This is a genomic window from Aquabacterium olei (assembly GCF_003100395.1).
GTDB classification, from domain to species: domain Bacteria; phylum Pseudomonadota; class Gammaproteobacteria; order Burkholderiales; family Burkholderiaceae_C; genus Aquabacterium; species Aquabacterium olei.
Window position 1 is genome coordinate 796163 of record NZ_CP029210.1, and the last position, 16841, is coordinate 813003.

General features: G+C 70.1%; 14 protein-coding genes and 1 pseudogene. 6 read left to right on the forward strand and 9 right to left on the reverse strand.

All coding sequences use genetic code 11. From position 1 onward, the window contains the following. The first annotated feature begins 103 nt into the window (after positions 1-103). From DEH84_RS03585 to DEH84_RS03600, 4 genes and pseudogenes are all read left to right on the forward strand, one after another. Positions 104-1402, forward strand: coding sequence for a glycosyltransferase (locus DEH84_RS03585; protein WP_109034837.1), 1299 nt, complete (start codon positions 104-106; stop codon positions 1400-1402). Further along, positions 1399-2514: a glycosyltransferase family 9 protein gene (locus DEH84_RS03590; RefSeq protein ID WP_109034839.1), complete on the forward strand. Its 1116-nt coding sequence runs from the start codon at positions 1399-1401 to the stop codon at positions 2512-2514. Before DEH84_RS03585 ends, DEH84_RS03590 begins: the two co-directional genes overlap by 4 nt. Beyond that, entirely contained in the window at positions 2495-3688 is a 1194-nt protein-coding gene (locus tag DEH84_RS03595; RefSeq protein ID WP_109034841.1) for a glycosyltransferase family 9 protein, read from the forward strand. The genes DEH84_RS03590 and DEH84_RS03595 overlap by 20 nt, the downstream gene beginning before the upstream one ends. After that, positions 3673-4533: pseudogene (locus DEH84_RS03600) on the forward strand (UDP-glucuronic acid decarboxylase family protein); the annotation flags it as partial. The gene DEH84_RS03595 and the pseudogene DEH84_RS03600, both read left to right, overlap by 16 nt. 139 nt (positions 4534-4672) lie before the next feature. Here the strand turns inward: DEH84_RS03600 and egtD are convergent. After that, complete coding sequence (egtD, locus tag DEH84_RS03605) at positions 4673-5695, reverse strand: L-histidine N(alpha)-methyltransferase (protein ID WP_109034843.1); 1023 nt, start codon at positions 5693-5695, stop codon at positions 4673-4675. Positions 5696-5718: 23 nt separating this feature from the next. After that, positions 5719-7014: an ergothioneine biosynthesis protein EgtB gene (egtB, locus tag DEH84_RS03610; RefSeq protein ID WP_109034844.1), complete on the reverse strand. Its 1296-nt coding sequence runs from the start codon at positions 7012-7014 to the stop codon at positions 5719-5721. A 155-nt stretch (positions 7015-7169) separates the two neighbouring features. On the opposite strand from egtB, the gene DEH84_RS03615 reads away from it, so the two are divergent. Both DEH84_RS03615 and DEH84_RS03620 read left to right on the forward strand, forming a co-directional pair. After that, entirely contained in the window at positions 7170-8087 is a 918-nt protein-coding gene (locus DEH84_RS03615; RefSeq protein WP_109034846.1) for a manganese catalase family protein, read from the forward strand. A gap of 3 nt (positions 8088-8090) precedes the next feature. Further along, positions 8091-9026, forward strand: coding sequence for a ZIP family metal transporter (locus DEH84_RS03620; protein ID WP_245932673.1), 936 nt, complete (start codon positions 8091-8093; stop codon positions 9024-9026). Here DEH84_RS03620 and DEH84_RS03625 read toward each other — a convergent pair. From DEH84_RS03625 to DEH84_RS03655, 7 genes are all read right to left on the reverse strand, one after another. After that, on the reverse strand, positions 8992-10314 hold the full coding sequence (locus DEH84_RS03625) for a class I SAM-dependent methyltransferase (protein ID WP_109034848.1): 1323 nt from the start codon (positions 10312-10314) through the stop codon (positions 8992-8994). The two genes, DEH84_RS03620 and DEH84_RS03625, sit on opposite strands and share 35 nt — an antisense overlap. A gap of 75 nt (positions 10315-10389) precedes the next feature. Then, positions 10390-11337, reverse strand: a complete 948-nt coding sequence (locus tag DEH84_RS03630) for a glycosyltransferase family 4 protein (protein WP_109034850.1) — start codon at positions 11335-11337, stop codon at positions 10390-10392. Positions 11338-11346: 9 nt separating this feature from the next. Further along, positions 11347-12318, reverse strand: coding sequence for a glycosyltransferase family 2 protein (locus DEH84_RS03635; RefSeq protein WP_245932674.1), 972 nt, complete (start codon positions 12316-12318; stop codon positions 11347-11349). Further along, complete coding sequence (locus DEH84_RS03640) at positions 12315-14096, reverse strand: carbamoyltransferase family protein (RefSeq protein WP_109034852.1); 1782 nt, start codon at positions 14094-14096, stop codon at positions 12315-12317. Before DEH84_RS03640 ends, DEH84_RS03635 begins: the two co-directional genes overlap by 4 nt. Then, positions 14093-14749 (reverse strand): D-glycero-alpha-D-manno-heptose-1,7-bisphosphate 7-phosphatase, encoded by a 657-nt coding sequence (locus DEH84_RS03645; RefSeq protein ID WP_245932675.1) that lies wholly within the window; start codon positions 14747-14749, stop codon positions 14093-14095. Before DEH84_RS03645 ends, DEH84_RS03640 begins: the two co-directional genes overlap by 4 nt. After that, positions 14740-15483: an SDR family oxidoreductase gene (locus tag DEH84_RS03650; RefSeq protein ID WP_109034854.1), complete on the reverse strand. Its 744-nt coding sequence runs from the start codon at positions 15481-15483 to the stop codon at positions 14740-14742. Before DEH84_RS03650 ends, DEH84_RS03645 begins: the two co-directional genes overlap by 10 nt. A 39-nt stretch (positions 15484-15522) precedes the next feature. After that, positions 15523-16836, reverse strand: coding sequence for a glycosyltransferase family 4 protein (locus DEH84_RS03655; RefSeq protein WP_245932676.1), 1314 nt, complete (start codon positions 16834-16836; stop codon positions 15523-15525). Between the last annotated feature and the right edge of the window lie 5 nt (positions 16837-16841).

Sequence of the window (16841 nt, forward strand, 5' to 3'; positions counted from 1 at the left end):
GGGCAAGTGCTGTTCCCGCTGCCGCAGCGCGACGTGCGCTCGTCCCGGGCATGCCACTTGCCGAAGCCGGCCACCCCGAAGCCACCTTCTGCCCGAGCTCGCCATGTCCACCTCCAGTGCCCGCAAGATGCCCGCCCGGCGCGTGGCGATGATCGACATCCCCGACCCTTTACCGGGCGGCCGGGTGCCCCCGGAGCCGGGTGGACATGAGGCGGTGCTGCCCCTGGCCATCGCGATGGCGCGACAAGGGCATGCCGTCGACATCTACCGCTGCCGTCACGATGCCGCTGAACCGGCTTGTGAAGACGTGCAGACCGGCGTGCGGATCTACCGCGTGGGCCTGAGCACCGCCTGGCCGCTGGACGATCAGGGAAGCCTGAGCCGAACGGTGATGGCCTTTGCCGACGCGGTGAAACGCACGGCACTCGGGGTGTGGCCTTGTGACGTGGTGCACGCCTGGGGGGCCCTGGCGGGTCTGGCCGGGCTGCGGCTGACCGCGGGCCGGGTGCTGCCGCTGGTGTGGTCGCCGGATTCGGTCAGCCTGCAGGGCGACCCCACCCAGTGCAGTGACGCGGTCCTGGCCATCGAGCGCCTGCTGGCCCGCCGTGCGGACGCGGTGCTGTGCCGCAGCGAGCACCATCGGGAGACCGTCATCGAGCGTTTCAGTGCGCTGCGTGGTCGCGTGCGCGCCGTGCCCCACGGGGTGGACACGGGCCTGTTTCGCCCGCGGGCGCGCGGGCCGTTGCGGCGCGCCATGGGCTTGCCGGAAGACGGCCTGCTGGTGCTGTGGGGCCAGCCAGGGGGGGCGGGGAGTGCCAGCCGGCGCGCTTACGCGCCCTTTTTGCGGGCCCTGCAGAAATTGCCGGCGCATGCATTGAGCCTGTTGCCGCTGGGCATGGCGCCCTTGAGGATGCCGGACGAGCCCTTGCACTGGCTGGGTGCGCAGCACGCCGGCCTGCAGGGGGCGGCCTTGCGCAGTGCGGCCTGTGCGGCGGCCGATGTGACGGTGCTGCCGGCGGCCGACTGGGATCCGGCCCATGTGTGCCCGCGGGAGTCGATGGCCTGCGGCACCCCGGTGCTGGTGCTGCCCTCGCGCGAGGACGAGGAGTTGCGCACTCTGGTGGCCGATGGCGCAGCCGGCCGCGTGCTGCACCGCGCCCACCCCGATGCATTGCGTGACGAGCTCGCGGATTGGCCCGAGCACCCGCGTGCGGCCGCCACCATGGACATGGGCTGCCTGCTGCGCGCCCGCACCTTCTTCACGTGGGCACGAGCCGCCGAGCAGACGCTCGCAGCGTACGAGGCGGCGCGTCGTCCGGCCGCCACCCGCGATGAATGCCGGCCGCTGACCCTGGTGCGCTGCCTGCCCCGCCTGGCCGTGCCGGCGGGAGCCGACGCATGAGCCCCGCGCCGGTGCCCTCGGCCTGGCGGCACGTGCTGGTCGTGCGGCTGGACAACATGGGCGATGTGCTGATGTGCACGCCGGCCATGCGCGCGTTGAAGCAGGCGGCGCCCCAGGCAAAGCTGACCCTGCTGACCTCTCCCTCCGGGGCCCGCCTGGCCCCTCATCTCGACATGGTCGATGGCGTGACGGTGTTTCGGGCATCGTGGGTCAAGCCCGGGCACACCGGGGTGGTCGACGACGAGGCCGACCTGGTGAACTGGCTGCGCAGCGAGCGTGTGGATGTGGCCGTGGTCATGACGTCGGCGACGCAAAGCCCCTTGCCCATGGCCATGCTGTGCCGCATGGCCGGCATCCCGGTGCGCGTCGCCCACGCGCGCGAGAACCCCTACGCGCTGCTGTCGCACTGGCGCCGGGACGTCGACAAGCTCGGGCCCGGCATGCGGCATGAGGTCGAGCGACAACTGGACCTGGTCGGCACGCTGGGCGTGCCGCGGCCCGACTCGCTGCGGCTGGGCCTCACCGTCCGGGATGCGGATCGGCTGGCCGCGCGCAACGCGCTGCTGGCGGCCGGCGTGATGCCCGGCGGGCCCTACATCGTCGTCCACCCGGGCGCCACCGCGCCTTCGCGCCGCTACCCCGCTGCCATGATGGGCGAGGCTGTGCGCGGCCTGGTGGCCGAGGGCTGGACCTGCGTGTTCTGCGGCAGCGAGGACGAGCGGGAAGCGGTCCGCACCGCGCGCGAGGCGATCGCCGGCCCCACCGCCGACCTTTGCGCGCAGCTGACCCTGGGTGAGCTGGCTGCGCTGATCGAAGGTGCCTCGCTGCTCATCGGCAACAACAGCGGGCCGGCCCACATGGCGGCCGCGCTGGGCACGCCCGTGGTGTGCCTGTATGCGCTGACCAACCCGCAGCACACCCCCTGGCAGGTGCCGGCTCGTGTGATGAGCCACGACGTGCCCTGCCGGGATTGTCTGCAGAGCGTGTGCCCCCAGCCCGGGCATCCCTGCCTGCGCAACGTGGCGCCACACGACGTGGCCATCGCAGCCAGGACCTTGCTGGCGCAGCCGCTGGCCCCCGTGGAGCCTGTGCATGCACGCGCCACCTGCTGAACCCGGTTCCGACCCGGGCCTTGGCCCGGTGCGCCGCATTGCGGTGCTGCGTGCGCTGGTGCTGGGCGACATGTTGTGCGCGGTCCCGGCGCTGCAGGCCTTGCGACGGCGCTTCCCGGACGCACACATCGCGCTGGTGGGCCTGCCCTGGGCCCGCGAGTGGGTCGGCCGCCTGGCCTGCATCGACGAGTTCATCGAGTTTCCGGGCCACCCGGGCTTGCCCGAACGGGTGCCCGATGAGACGGCCTGGCCTGCTTTTGTGGCCGACATGCAGGCGCGCCGGCTTGATCTGGCGGTGCAGTTGCATGGCAGCGGGCGGCTCACCAACAGCCTGGTGGCGGCGTGGAGCGCGCGCCATGTGGCGGCCTTCCACGAGCCCGATCGCGCGGCGCCCGAGCCGGGGTTGTCGGTGCCCTGGCCCGAGGCGGGCAGCGAGGCCCAGCGGCTCATGCGCCTGATCGCCGTGCTGGGCGGGCCGGCCTTGCACGAGGGCCCGGCTCGCCCGGCCGATGCGTTTCCCGTGCGGGATGCCGACCGCGAGGCCGCGCGCGGCCTGCTGCGCGCCCGGGGTGCACCGCCGGGACGGCCCTGGGTGTGCCTGCATGCCGGCGCGCAGTGGCCCTCTCGGCGCTGGCCGCCTGCCCGGTTTGCCCAGGTGGGCCGGGCGCTGGCCACGGCCCACGACCTCACGCTGGTGCTGACCGGTGTGGCCTCCGAAGGGCCGGTGGTGGCCGCGCTGGAAGCCGCGCTGCAGGGGCTGGCGCCCGGGCGATGCGTCAACCTCGTGGGCCTGACTCCGCTCTGGACGGTCGGGGCCCTGATCGAAGGCGCGCGCCTGCTGGTCAGCAACGACACCGGGGTGTCGCACGTGGCAGCGGCGGTGGGCACACCCAGCGTGGTCATCAGTTGTGGTGCCGAAGTGGCGCGCTGGGCGCCGGGCAGGCCCGAACTGCACCGCGTGCTGTGGGCCGAAGTGCCCTGCCGGCCCTGCACCCACGCGCGTTGCCCCACCGGCCACGAGTGCGCCATGGCGGTCGGCCCTTGTGATGTGGTGGATCACGCTCTGAGCCTGTTGCGTCGGACGGAGAAGGCCGACGCAAGCCCCACACCCAGCCCTGAACGAAGTTTCTACCCAGCGACCGTCGATTCGGAGACCCCATGGACACTGCTGTGACCCGATCCATTCTCGTGACCGGCGGTGCCGGCTTTCTGGGGGCGGCGCTGTGCGAGCGCCTGCTCGAGCAGGGCCACGATGTGCTGTGCGTGGACAACTTCTTCACGGGGCGGCGCGGCCAGGTGGCACACCTGCTGGACCACCCGCGCTTCGAGCTGATGCGCCACGACGTGACCTTTCCGCTGTACGTCGAGGTCGATGAAATCTACAACCTCGCCTGCCCGGCTTCACCGGTGCATTACCAGCATGACCCGGTGAGCACCACCAAGACCAGCGTGCATGGCGCCATCAACATGCTGGGCCTGGCCAAGCGGGTGCGGGCGCGCATCTTCCAGGCGTCGACCAGCGAGGTGTACGGCGACCCCACCGTGCACCCGCAGCCTGAGGATTACCGTGGCCACGTCAACACCACGGGCCCACGCGCCTGCTACGACGAAGGCAAGCGCTGCGCCGAAACGCTCTTCTTCGATTACCACCGTCAGCATGGCGTGAAGATCAAGGTGGCCCGCATCTTCAACACGTATGGGCCCGGCATGCACCCGAATGACGGGCGGGTGGTGTCCAACTTCATCGTCCAGGCGCTGCAGGGCCGTCCCATCACCGTGCATGGGGACGGCAACCAGACCCGTTCCTTCTGCTACCGCGACGACCTGATCGAGGCCTGCATCGGCCTGATGGCCACACCGGACGACGTGACCGGGCCGATGAACCTGGGCAACCCGCGGGAGTCGACCATCGGTGAACTCGCCGAGCTGGTGGTGCGCCTGACGGGGTCGTCGTCGCCGATCGTCGTGCGACCCCTGCCGGTGGACGACCCCATGCAGCGCTGCCCCGACATCACGCTGGCGCGCGACACCCTGGGCTGGGCGCCGCGCGTGGGCCTGGAGGAAGGGCTGCGGCGGACGATTGCCTATTTCGATGCGCTGCTGTCGGCGGGACCGGACACCCGCACGGGCGCGGGCTCGGGCACTGCAGCACAGGGGCTCACCCCCGGGGGCGCTCGAAGTGTGCCGGGCAATCCAGCCATTGCAGGGCAAACCAGCGTTGCGGGTCCAGCCACACCGGGCCCGGTTGCAAGCCGACCGATTCAGCCAGCGCGCGAAAGCCGGTCAGCGTGAACTTGTGGGCGCACTCGGTGTGCAGCGATTCGCCCTCGAGGAAGTCGTAGGTCTCGCCGTCGAGGTGCACCGTCTGCCGGGTCTTGCTCACCAGGTGCATCTCGATGCGCTGGTGTGCCGGGTGATAGCAGGCGTGGTGGTGGAACTGGTCGGGCAGGAAGTCCGTCTGCAGCTCGCGGTTGGCGCGCGCCAGCAGGTTGCGGTTGAAGGCCGCGGTGATGCCGGCCGCATCGTTGTAGGCAGCGTGCAGCACCGCCGGGTCCTTCACGAGGTCGATCCCGATCAGCAGACCGCCTCCCGCCAGCGCATGGCCTGCCATTGTGAGGAAGGCCTGCGCCTGGTCCATGTCGAAGTTGCCGAATGACGAGCCGAGGTACAGGCCCACACGGCGCGCCGCGGGCGGGGCCAGCGGCGGCAGCCGGAACGGCCGCATGAAGTCGGCCACCACCGGGCTGACCTCGAGCAGCGGATGGTCCAGCCGCAGGGCGAGCGCCTCGCGCTGAAGGTGGGCGCCGGACACGTCGATGGGGACGTAGCGGCGCGGCGCCTGCAGCGCTTCGAGCAGCAGGCGGAACTTGCGGCTGGAGCCGGCCCCGAACTCCACGATGTCGGCATTCGGTCCGATGCGAGCGGCGATCGCCTCGGCGTGCGCCATCAGGATGCCCATCTCGACGCGTGTCACGTAGTACTCGGGCTGGCGACAGATGGCCTCGAACAGGGCCGAGCCCGCCTCATCGTAGAAGTGCACGGGCGCGATGCGGCGGGGGCGATGTGCCAGGGCACGGCGCAGGGCGGGGCCGAATTCGTCGCCTTCTGCCGGAGACGGGTGGTACAGGGCGGCGGGCGGCGTGCGAGCGGCCTGCCCGGAGGGCCAGGGAAAGGTCTGCATGAGAAGGCGGCCTTCGGGCCGGGTCAGAGGTCACGGGCCAGACGCACGCCGGTGAACTGCCAGCGCGCGTGCGGGGGGAAGAAGTTGCGGTAGCTGGGGCGGGTCTCCCAGGCGGGCGTGGCCACGCTGGCGCCGCGCAGCACCTGCTGACCCACCATGAACTTGCCGTTGTATTCCGCCAGGCTGCCTGGCCAGGGCCGATATCGGGGATAAGGCTCATACGATGAGCGAGTCCACTCCCACACCTGGCCGAGGCCATGTGGCAATGGCCGGGCCGACCAGTCGAGTGGGCCGAGATGACGGGCCCAGGTCTCCCACTCGCCTTCGGTGGGCAGCCGGGCGCCGGCCCAGGCTGCCACGGCCAGTGCCTCGTGGAAACTCAGATGGCACACCGGTGCGTCGGGGTCGAGCGGCACGCGGCCGTGCAGCCCGAACACGGTCCACTGCCCGGCGTGCTCGGCCCATGACAGCGGAGCCTGCCAGCCTTCGGACTGCACCAGCGCCCAGCCGTCGGACGACCACCATTGGGGGTCCTGGTAGCCGCCTTCGGCCACGAAGCTCAGCATGTCGCGCCCGTTCACCGGTCGGTCGGCCATCGCGAAGTTGCCCACCAACTGCGCATGGGGCGGGCCTTCGTTGTCGAAGGCCGGCGCGTCGGTCTGATGCCCGATGCAGTAGGTGCCCGCGGCGATCGTGTGCCACGCCAGGGGAGCGGCTGCGCCCGATGCCTCATGCAGCGGGCGGGACACGCGCAGCGCCGGCTCATCGGGGTGACGCCTGAACAGCGCCAGGGCGTCGGTCAGGATCAGTTCCTGATGCTGTGCTTCGTGCGCCAGGCCGATCTGCACGAGTTGCTGCAAACGGGGCCATTCGGCATCCGAGGCGGCGTCGATCAGCTGCATCAGCGCGCGGTCGACCTCCTGCCGCCAGACGAGCACCTCGGCCAGCGAGGGCCGTGTCAGCAGGCCACGCTCGGGCCGCGGGTGGCGCGGGCCGAGTGCCTCATAGTACGAGTTGAACAGGCGATGCCATCCCGGCCGCAGTGGCGGCACGCCGCCCACCGGCTCCAGCACCACCACTTCGAAGAACCACGTGGTGTGCGCCAGGTGCCACTTGGTGGGGCTGGCGTCGGGCATGGCTTGCGCGCCCTGGTCCTCCACCGTGAGGCCCTCGGTGCGGGCGGTGGTTTCGCGGCGCACGGTCTCGTAATGCCGGCGCAAGGCGGCGCGCTGCGCGACGCCGTCTGTCAAGCGCGAAGGCGTCTGACCGGCGAAAGCCGCAGCCACGTCAGAAAGCGGGGCACCGGTGACAGCAGACATGGCGGGAGAGGCAGGAAGACATGGCCGTTGTCGGCAAGCCGTGTGCCCGGGGCTTCGGTTGCCGCGGGCGCGTGGTACCCGGCAGGATCACCGCTTGCTGCGGCGGTGCAGGCGCCGACTGGTTGGCGACCCCCCTCAACCCAGAAGGAGATTCCATGTTTGCCCACAACAAGCGCTTGCAGTACACCGTACGCGTTCAGGAAACCAATCCCGCCTTGGCCCAGCTGCTGCTGGAACAGTTCGGTGGCCCACAAGGCGAGCTGGCCGCGGCCTGTCGCTACTTCACGCAGGCCCTGGGCGAGGAAGACGCTGGCCGCAAGGACATGCTGATGGACATCGCCACCGAGGAGCTGAGTCACCTTGAAGTGATCGGCACGCTCGTGGCCATGCTGAACCGCGGCGCCAAGGGGCGCATGGCCGAAGGCGTGGACGAAGAGGCGGATCTGTTCCGCGCCATCAACGGCCCGGGCAACGACTCCCACGTCACCCAGGTTCTGTATGGCGGCGGCACGCCGCTGGTCAACTCGGGCGCCGTGCCATGGACGGCCGCCTACATCGACACCATCGGCGACCCCACCGCGGACCTGCGCTCGAACATTGCAGCCGAGGCGCGCGCGAAAATCATCTACGAGCGCCTGATCAACGCGACGGACGATCCGGGTGTGAAGGAGGCGCTCGGCTTTCTGATGACGCGTGAGATCGCGCACCAGCAGTCGTTCGAGAAGGCGCTGTACGCGATCCAGCCCAACTTCCCGCCCGGCAAGCTGCCCGGTGACCCGCGCTTTGCCCGCGCCTACTTCAACACCTCGCAAGGTGCCGGCGATTGCCGCGGCCCGTGGAACAGCGACGAGAACTTCGAGTACATCCACAGCCGTGACGAGCACCTGGCGGTGGACGGTGGAACCGGGCTGGCTGAAGTGGGCATGACGTCCGAGGAGCTGGACCTGGTGGACCGACTCGCCGTGCGCACCAGCTCCGACCGCGCGGCCAATCCGACCACCGGCGCCGAGCTGGGCGCGGGCGCCGATGGCAGCCTGAACGGCGGCACGCCGGGCAGCACGGCGCCGATCTGAGCCATGAACGGGCCGCGCCGATCCATCCTGACGGCCGGGGGGGCACTGCACGTGCGCACCGCCGCGCCATGGCGCGTGGCACTGGGCGTGCTCATCGTCGCGGGCGGTCTGCTGACGCTGGGCGTGGACCTCTGGGCGATGCTCGGGCAGCGGGCGCCGCTCGCCCAGCAGGCGGCGCTGGCCGGGCTGATTGCTGCGGGCGCCACGGCGCTTGGGACCTTGCCCGTGTGGCTATCGCAGACCACATCGGAACGCACGCGTGACGCCATGATGGGCTTCGGGGCCGGCGTGATGCTGGCCGCCAGTGCCTTTTCGCTGGTGGTGCCCGCGCTGGCGGCCGCCGGGCAGCAGGGCCTCGGCCCCTGGCCGGCCGGGTTGCTGGTGGGCAGCGCCATCCTCGTGGGGGCGCTGTGCCTGGTCCTGCTGGATCGCTGGCTGCCGCACGAGCACTTCATCAAGGGACCTGAAGGGACGCAGGGGGCGCTGTCACAGCGGCTCAAGCGCGTGTGGCTGTTCGTGTTTGCGGTGGCTCTGCACAACATGCCCGAGGGGCTGGCCATCGGGGTGGCGTGGGGCGGGGGCGATGCCGCGGCCGCGTCGGCCTTGGGCACGGGCATCGCCATTCAGGACGTGCCGGAAGGGCTGGTCATCGCTGTGGCCCTGCGGGGCGCCGGCTATGGGCGCGTGATGTCGGCCGGCATTGGCGCGCTGTCAGGCTTGGTCGAGCCGGTCGCGGCGGTGGCGGCTGCGCTGGTGGTGGGCTGGTCGCTCATCCTGCTGCCCTGGGGGCTGGCGTTTGCGGCCGGTGCCATGCTGTACGTCATCAGCCACGAGGTGATACCCGAGTCCCACCGCCAGGGTCACGAGCGGCTGGCCACGGCCGGTCTGATGGTGGGCTTCGTGGTCATGATGCTGCTCGATACGGCTTTGGCTGCGTGACGGCCTTGGGGGCGTACACGTCTGCTCGCGTCAGGGGCAGGGGCGACACACCCTGTACCCGACGCGAGGCCAGCACCTGGTAGACGCTCACGTCGCCTTGCTCGAACTGCAGTGCGCTGGCGGCCATGTAGAGGCGCCACACCCGGTAGGCCATCTCGCTCACATGGTGAACGGCCTCGTCGTGCCGCGCTTCGAGCCGGCGCACCCAGTGCCGCAGCGTCATCGCATAGTGCGGCCGCAGGCCTTCCACATCCCACACCTCGAAACCCTGGGCCTCCATGTGCCCCATCACGCGGTTCAGGCGGTCCAGCTGTCCGTCAGGAAACACGTAGCGGTTGATGAAGCTGGTGGAGAGCGTGCCATTCCACACGTCCTCTTCCTGGGTGATGCCGTGGTTCAGCATCAGCCCCCCGGGCACCAGCAACCGTTGTGCGATCGTGAAATAGCGCGGCAGGTTGCGCAGGCCGACGTGCTCGAACATGCCGACGCTGGCGATCTTGTCCCAGCAGGCCTCGCCCGGCAGATCGCGGTAGTCCATGCGCTCGACCGTCACGCGGCCCTGCAGGCCGGCTTCGGCAATCCGCTGCCGGGCCAGCTCCAGCTGGCGGTGGCTCAGCGTGATGCCATGCGCCCGCACGCCGTATTCGCGCGCCGCATGGATGAGGAGGGCGCCCCATCCGCAACCGATGTCGAGAAAGCGGTCGCCGGGCTGCAGGCGCAACTTGCGGCAAATGTGTTCGAGTTTGGCCGTTTGCGCCTGATCGAGGTTGTCATCGGGGCTCTGGAAATAGGCACACGAGTACACCATCTGGCGGTCCAGCCACAGGCGGTAGAACGCATTGGACACGTCGTAGTGGAACGCGATGGTGCGGTCCTTCACCAGGCCTGCAGACCCTTTCGTGCCGCGGTCGGTCGGCGTGCCACGCAGTCGCAGCATCAGGGCTTTGGCCATCACGCCCGCGCGTTGCAGCGGGGTCGTGCCGCTGCCCAGGTGGTCCTTCAGGCTCAGCGCAGCGTACAGGTCGCCCAGGATGTCGATCTCGCCGCGGAAGTAGGCATCGGCCAGGCGCAGCGCGCCGCCCCCCAACGCGGCCTCGCACAGCGGGGCGGGGTGGTGCACGACCAGCCCGAAGCGCGGCGTGCCCCGGCCGAACCGCAGCACCTCTCCGTTCCACAGCTGCACCGTCATCGGATGGGGGGGGACGCCCACCAGGGCGCTCAGGATCTCACGGGCCAGGCGGACGTCGCGTTCGCCAACGGCCGACCACAATGACTCATCGGGCTGCATGGAAAGAGGACCTTCGACTCGGGTGCGCCACGCGGCGCTCACGCGAGACGGGCAAACAGCGTGCCGGGCGCCGGCTCACCCCGCCACCTGCCTGAGCACATCCTGCCAGTCCGCCACGAAGCGGTCGATGTGGAAGCGATCGTGGGCAGCCTGTCGGGCGCGTTCGCCCATGCGCCGGGCCTCCTTCGGGTCGCGGATCAGTTGCTGCATGCCCTCGATCAGGCGCTCGGGCCGGGTGTCGATGAACCCATGGTGTCCGTCGCGGATCACGGTCACCAGTTCGGTGGTGGCCAGCCCGACGATGGGCATGCCGACCATCATGGCCTCGATCACCGCCAGACCGAGGCTGGTGTAGCGGATGGGGTTGAAGAAGAAGCGGTGGGCCGCCATGACCTCGGGCAACTGCTGGTGCGTCACCTCGCCCGCGCCCCCGAGGCGGTCGGCGCCCATGCCGACGAGCGTCAGGGGCAGGCGCGTGCTCGCCTGGCGGTAGATGTCCGAGCCGAGCCGCCGCCCACGTCGATCGAGGTTGTTGACGACGACGAGGCCGGCTGCCATCTCGCCGTGATGGACGGCGTGGGCCAGCAGCTTCACACCGTGCTCCACCACCCGTACGGGTTGGTCGCCGTTGTCCCACATCAGCGCGTTGAAGGGCGTGCAGTGCACCAGCAGCGTCTCGCCATCCTGCACCCAGTGGCGCGTGTTGGTGGGGTGCTGCTGGGGCGGGTCGTGCTCGAGATAGATGCGCGGCAGGCGCCGCTGCGCCTCGCTCAGCAGCGTGTGCTGCTCCTGCTCGTAGGCCTCGCGCGACTGGAAGAGCACGATGTCGAACGCCATGTCGCGCAACCGGTCGACGGGCGCGTCGTGCACGTTGTCGCCCCAGGGCAGCGTGCCGCTGCGGCCGCTGTGGTGGGTCGAACGCTCGGCATCGGCCACCAGGTAGAACTGATGAGGCACCTGACTGAGGTAGTACATGTAGTTGCCATGCACGTGCCAGGTCAGGATGCGCAAGGGGCGGTTCATCGGTGTGACTCAGAAGAACAGCACGCGGAAGTGCAACGCCCCGCGCACCCGCCAGTACAGTGACAGAAACGGGATGACCAGCGAGGTCACCAGCATCTCGGCCACATGCGACGGCGCCAGCGAGGCGCCTTTCAATCGCAGCGCGATGAAGCGCAGCAGGGCAGCCAGCGCCACCGCGCCCGACACCGCGGCCACGGTAGGCAGATCCTGCCACAGCGCCACCAGCGCGATCAGCGTGCCGAACACGATGAGGTGGTAGTGCCACGGCGGTGTCGGCCGGATCTTGAGTCGGTAGAGGTGCGGGTGCTTCTTGAAGAGCAGTGCGTCGAAGAACACGTTGGCCTGCTGCCGCAGCGACACGCCCCAGCGCTCCGGCCGCACCGGGTGTACCACCATGGCCTTCGGCGCCCACCCGACGTGGCCGAGTTGCAGGAGCGAGAAATGCAGGTCCGAGTCTTCTCGCCAGGCGCGCTTGAAGCGCTCGTCGAAGCCCCCGACGGCGACCAGGGCGTGCCGCCAGACAAAGGCGTTGGCGGTGGCGAATTCCGCCTGCTCCAGTCCCTGCGTCATGCGCTCGTGGTCGGTGGGGCGGGCCTGGGTCGGCACCACCACCCGGCCGCCCACGGCCACCCCGCCACGGGTCATGGCCTTGCAGCCTTCCAGCAGCCAGTCGCGGTCGGGCTCGGTGTCGTCGTCGGTGAAGGCGATGAGCGGCGCAGAGCTGGCCCGCCAGCCGCGGTTGCGTGCGGCCGCAGGCCCCCGTGTGCCGCGCGGTTGCAGGTAGTGAAACGTGGGCGTGCCCTGGCAACGGCGGTTGAAGTCCTCCACCACCTGCCGTGTGGCCTCGGTGCACCCGTCGTCGACCACGATGACCTCGAAAGCGTGGCTCGGCAGGGACTGCTTCGTCAGGGCGTCCAGGCAGCGTGCCAGCAGCTGCGGGCGCCGATAGGTCGGGATCACCACCGCCATGGACAGGATCATGCCGTGAGCCTCCGCTTGTCGATCAGCCACGAGCCGATGACCAGCGCGTCCAGCGGCGTGCTGAAGAAGGCGTCCAGCGCGTCCTTGGGCGTGCAGACGACAGGCTCGCCGCGCACGTTGAACGAGGTGTTGATCAGCACCGGCACCCCGGTGCGCTCCCCGAAGGCCGTCAGCAGGCGATGAAAGCGCGGCTGGCGCTGCGCGTCGACCGTCTGCACGCGGGCGGTGCGGTCGGCGTGGCAGGCTGCGGGAATGCGGTCGGCCTGTTCCGGAGGCACGTCGTAGATGAAGAGCATGAAGGGCGACTCCCCCCGATTGGCCTCTGCCGGGGTGAACCACTCGGCCAGCTTCTCCCTGGGCACCACGGGGGCGACCGGGCGGAAGTCCTCGCGGTCTTTCAGCTCATTGAGGCGCGCCTGCATGGCCGGGTCGATGGGTGAGGCGAGGATGGAGCGGGCCCCCAGTGCGCGCGGGCCGAATTCCATGCGCCCCTGGAACCAACCGATGACGCAGCCTTCGGCCAGCAGGCGAGCGGTTTCGCCTTCCACGTCATCCAGCCGACGGGCAGGCAACTTGGCCCAGGTCAGCAGGGCGCCGATGGCGTCGTCGTCGAAGTCCGGGCCGAGCAGGGCGTCTTCCATCCGCCATGCGCGGGGCGCAAGCCGGGTCGGCGCAGCGCGGTCCTTGGGAGCGGGTTGAGCATCGCGCTCGCGGGCGTCGATCCACAGCGCGGCACCGAGGGCCGTACCGGCATCGCCGGCTGCGGGCTGCACCCACACCTCGTCGAACAGCCCGCTGTCGCGCAGACGCGCGTTCATCACGCAGTTGAGCGCCACCCCGCCGGCCATGGCCAGCTGGCGTTCGCCCGTGCGCTGCTGCAGCCAGCCCGCCAGCGAGCGCACGGTGTCTTCCAGCACGCTCTGCAGCGAGGCGGCGAGGTCGAAGTGGCGTGCCTCCAGGGGGGCGCCCTTCTCGCGCGGGGCGCCGCACAGCGTCACCAGGTCCAGCGGCTCGATGGTGTACTGGCCTTCGTCGCCCACATGCACGCAGGCCTGCAGCGCATCCGCAAAGCGTGGCTGGCCGAGTGCCGCCAGCGCCATCACCTTGTATTCGTCGGACGAGTGCAGAAAGCCCAGATGGCTGGTCACGCGCTCGTACAGCATGCCCAGCGAGTGCGGCATGCACACTGCGCCCAGCGGCGTGTAGGTGTCGTCGCGGTAGACGCCGTAGGTGGTGGTGGCGTCCTCGCCGCGGCCATCCAGGGTCAGCACGGCGCACCGCGAGAACGGCGAGGCCAGAAAGGCGCTGGCCTGGTGGCTCAGGTGATGAGACACGAAGTGGAAGCGGTAGGGACCATCATGCCGCACACCGCGGAAGCGCGCCTTCAGGTGGTGCGGCGCGCCGCTGGCCAATTGCCGGGGCGCATTGACGATGTAGGACGCGAACAGCGGGTCCCACACGTTTTCCCAGCCGCCGGCGGGATGGGCCGAGGGCGACAGCGGCAGGGTGATCTCGTCGCCGATGTGTCGCTCCTTGAGGAAGCGGCTGGGGTCGTAGCTGTAGGCCACGTGGTCGACCTCGGCCAGCGTGATGCCGGCGCGGGCCAGGCAGAAGTCGATTGCGTGGAAGGGCAACTCCCAGGCGGTGAAGGGCAGTGGCCGTTTCGCGTGCTTGATGCGCGTGAAGCGCTCCTCCTCAGCAGCCGCGATCACGCGGCCATCGATCACCAGTGCGGCGGCCGAATCATGGAAGGCGGCGTTGATGCCCAGGGTGATCATGGGTTCTCCGTGTGCGAAGGGGCAGAAGGGGCGGGCTCGGTGTCCAGTGCCAGGATGGCCTGCGCGGCCTCGAACAGGTTGGGCGCACGCAGGTCGGGTCGGCGGATCGGCGTCAGCCGCCATTCGGTCTCGTTGCCTACATCCATCAACACGCTGCGACAGCCGGCGCGGTGGCCGGCCTCCACGTCGTTGAGGATGTCGCCCACCATCCACGAACGCCGCAGGTCGATCTGGTGCACCGCGGCCGCCTGCAACAGCAGGCCCGGCGACGGCTTGCGGCAAAGGCAGCCGGGGGCCAGAGCCGCAGCCGGCGCGTGCGGGCAGACAAACACGTCAAGGATGTGGACGCCCGCGGCCGACAGCATGCCGCGGAGTGCGGCCAGGGCCTGGTTCAGCTGAAGGCGATCGAACAGCCGGCGCGCCAGGCCGGACTGGTTGGTCACGATCACGAGCACGAAGCCGCGGGCCTGAAGCAGCCGCAGGCCCTCGATGGCCGAGGGTGTGAGCTTGATCAGGGCCGGATCGACGTTGTAGGGCACGTCCTCGATGAGCGTGCCGTCCTTGTCCAGGAACACCGCGCGCTTGCGCGGTACCGGCCGGGCTGGGGCAGGCTCCGGCTCGCTGGGCCGGGCCGTGGTGCGCATCAGGGCCATGAGGTCTCGTCGGGCGGCACGATGGTCAGTTCGGCCACGATGGCGTCGCGCGGCATGTCGAGCATGAAGCACACGGCCTCGGCCACCCGGGCCGGGTCCTGCAGCTTCTGCGGGTCGAGCTCGGGGAAGCGGTCGAGCAGGAAGGGCGTGCGCATGCCGCCTGTCACCAGCGCGCTCACGCGCACGCCGCTGCTGCGCAGCTCGGCATGCAGGGCGCGCGACAGCCCCAGCAGCCCCCACTTGCTGGCGTGGTAGGCGCTGGCGTTGGGCCAGGCGCGCACGGCGGCCGTCGAGGTGATGTTCACCACCTGGCCGCCCTGGCCGCCGTCGCTGTCCTTCAGGGCGGGCAGGGCCAGCTTGGTGAGCAGGAAGGGCCCCAGCAGGTTGGTGTTCAGCACGCGCGTCCACGCTTCGACACCCACCTCTTCCAGTGAGGCCGTGACGTCGGTGCCCGCGTTGTTGATGAGGATGTCGAGCGCGCCGAAACGCTGCAGGCACAGGCCCACCGCATGGCTCACCCCCTGCTCGCTGGACACGTCCAGACGGATGGGCAGGGTGCGTTCGCCTTCCGGATCGAGGCTGTCGGCCAGCATCTTCGCCTTGTCGCCGGCCAGATCGGCCAGCACCACGCGGGCCCCGCGCTCGATCAGGCGTCGGCTGATGGCCGCACCGAGGCCGCTGGCGGCCCCGGTCACGAAGGCGACCTTGTCTTTCAGGTCGACGGTCTCAGGCATAAGGGTCCTCCCTTTCTTTGTAATAAGGCTGAATTCGGTTCAATTCACCGCGCTGAAGTCCTTCAGCGTCGGACGGTCGTGCAGGTCGATGTGATGCGCCAGTTCCGCCCTGCGACCGGTGTCCAGGACCTCGCCATACACGTCGAGCAGCATCTGGCTGACGCGCTCCCACGTGAACAGCGAGCGCACCCGGCGCATGCCGGCGCGGCCCATGGCGAGTGCGAGGCGCGGGTTGGCATGCAGGTGGCTCAGGCACTGAGCCACCGCCTCGGGGTCTTTCGGAGGCACCAGGTGTCCCGTCACCCCGTCGGTCACGGTGTACTGCAGGCCGCCCACGGCACTGGCAATCACGGGGGTGCCACAGGCCATGGCCTCCAGCGGCGTGATGCCGAAGGGCTCGTACCATGGCGTGGTCACGAACACGTTGGCGGCCGCATAGTGGCGCCGCAGCGCCTCGCGCGGGCGTTGCCCGATGAAGTGCACGCGGTCTTCGACGCCCACTTCCTGGGCCACGGCCCGCAGCCGGCCGATCTCGGGTGTGCGCTGTGCGTCGGGTATGGGGCCGTCGCCACCGACAATCAGCAGCCGCGCGGGGATGGACCTCGGAAGATGCGCCAGCGAGCGGATGACGTTGTCGACGCCCTTGCGGGGCACCAGCCGACCCAGCTGCAGGATGACGAAGTCATCGGGGGCGAGGTCCAGCCCCAGCTCGGCGCGGGCGCGCAGGCGGTGCTGCGGTCCGAATTCGCCTGCGTCGAAGCCGCACGGCACCATGCGGATGCGCGCCGGGTCGGCGTTGTAGAGCCGAACGAGGTCGTGCTCGTCCTGAGGGCACTCGGCAATCAGGGCGTCGGCGTCGTCCACCAGTTTGCGCTCGATGTCGATCCGCATCCCCGGGAAGCCGTCGGCGGCACCCTGATGTTCGCGCCGCACCAGGCCCAGGGCATGGAAGGTCACGACATAGGGGATGCCCAGCGAGGCCTTGAGCTGCTGGGCCACCAGGCCCGACATGAAGAAGTTCGCGTGGACGAGGTCGCACCGCGGGCCATGGCGCAGCAGCTGCTCGGCCGCGCGCGTGAAGGCTGGCATCACCGGCAGCAGGCGCTCTTTCGGGATGAAGCAGGCCGGGCCGGCGGGGATGTGGAACACCCGCACACCGGGGCGCATCACGGTCATGGCCGGCTGATCGGGGTGGTCCCGGCGGGTCAGCACATCAACCTGATGGCCAGCCTGGGCCAGGCAGCGCGCCACCTGCGCGACGTACACGTTCTGGCCGCCCGCGTCCACGCCACCGGCGCCAGACAGGGGCGAGGCATGTTCGCTGATCAACGCAATGCGCAGAGGCTTGGTCATAAGGC

Coding starts and splice junctions, on each gene's coding strand:
- DEH84_RS03615 (WP_109034846.1), top strand. CDS start 7,170: ATGTTTGCCCACAACAAGCGCTTGCAGTACACCGTACGCGTTCAGGAA.
- DEH84_RS03655 (WP_245932676.1), bottom strand. CDS start 16,836: ATGACCAAGCCTCTGCGCATTGCGTTGATCAGCGAACATGCCTCGCCC.
- DEH84_RS03620 (WP_245932673.1), top strand. CDS start 8,091: ATGAACGGGCCGCGCCGATCCATCCTGACGGCCGGGGGGGCACTGCAC.
- egtD (WP_109034843.1), bottom strand. CDS start 5,695: ATGCAGACCTTTCCCTGGCCCTCCGGGCAGGCCGCTCGCACGCCGCCC.
- DEH84_RS03625 (WP_109034848.1), bottom strand. CDS start 10,314: ATGCAGCCCGATGAGTCATTGTGGTCGGCCGTTGGCGAACGCGACGTC.
- DEH84_RS03595 (WP_109034841.1), top strand. CDS start 2,495: ATGCACGCGCCACCTGCTGAACCCGGTTCCGACCCGGGCCTTGGCCCG.
- DEH84_RS03640 (WP_109034852.1), bottom strand. CDS start 14,096: ATGATCACCCTGGGCATCAACGCCGCCTTCCATGATTCGGCCGCCGCA.
- DEH84_RS03645 (WP_245932675.1), bottom strand. CDS start 14,749: ATGGCCCTGATGCGCACCACGGCCCGGCCCAGCGAGCCGGAGCCTGCC.
- DEH84_RS03635 (WP_245932674.1), bottom strand. CDS start 12,318: ATGATCCTGTCCATGGCGGTGGTGATCCCGACCTATCGGCGCCCGCAG.
- DEH84_RS03585 (WP_109034837.1), top strand. CDS start 104: ATGTCCACCTCCAGTGCCCGCAAGATGCCCGCCCGGCGCGTGGCGATG.
- egtB (WP_109034844.1), bottom strand. CDS start 7,014: ATGTCTGCTGTCACCGGTGCCCCGCTTTCTGACGTGGCTGCGGCTTTC.
- DEH84_RS03630 (WP_109034850.1), bottom strand. CDS start 11,337: ATGAACCGCCCCTTGCGCATCCTGACCTGGCACGTGCATGGCAACTAC.
- DEH84_RS03650 (WP_109034854.1), bottom strand. CDS start 15,483: ATGCCTGAGACCGTCGACCTGAAAGACAAGGTCGCCTTCGTGACCGGG.
- DEH84_RS03590 (WP_109034839.1), top strand. CDS start 1,399: ATGAGCCCCGCGCCGGTGCCCTCGGCCTGGCGGCACGTGCTGGTCGTG.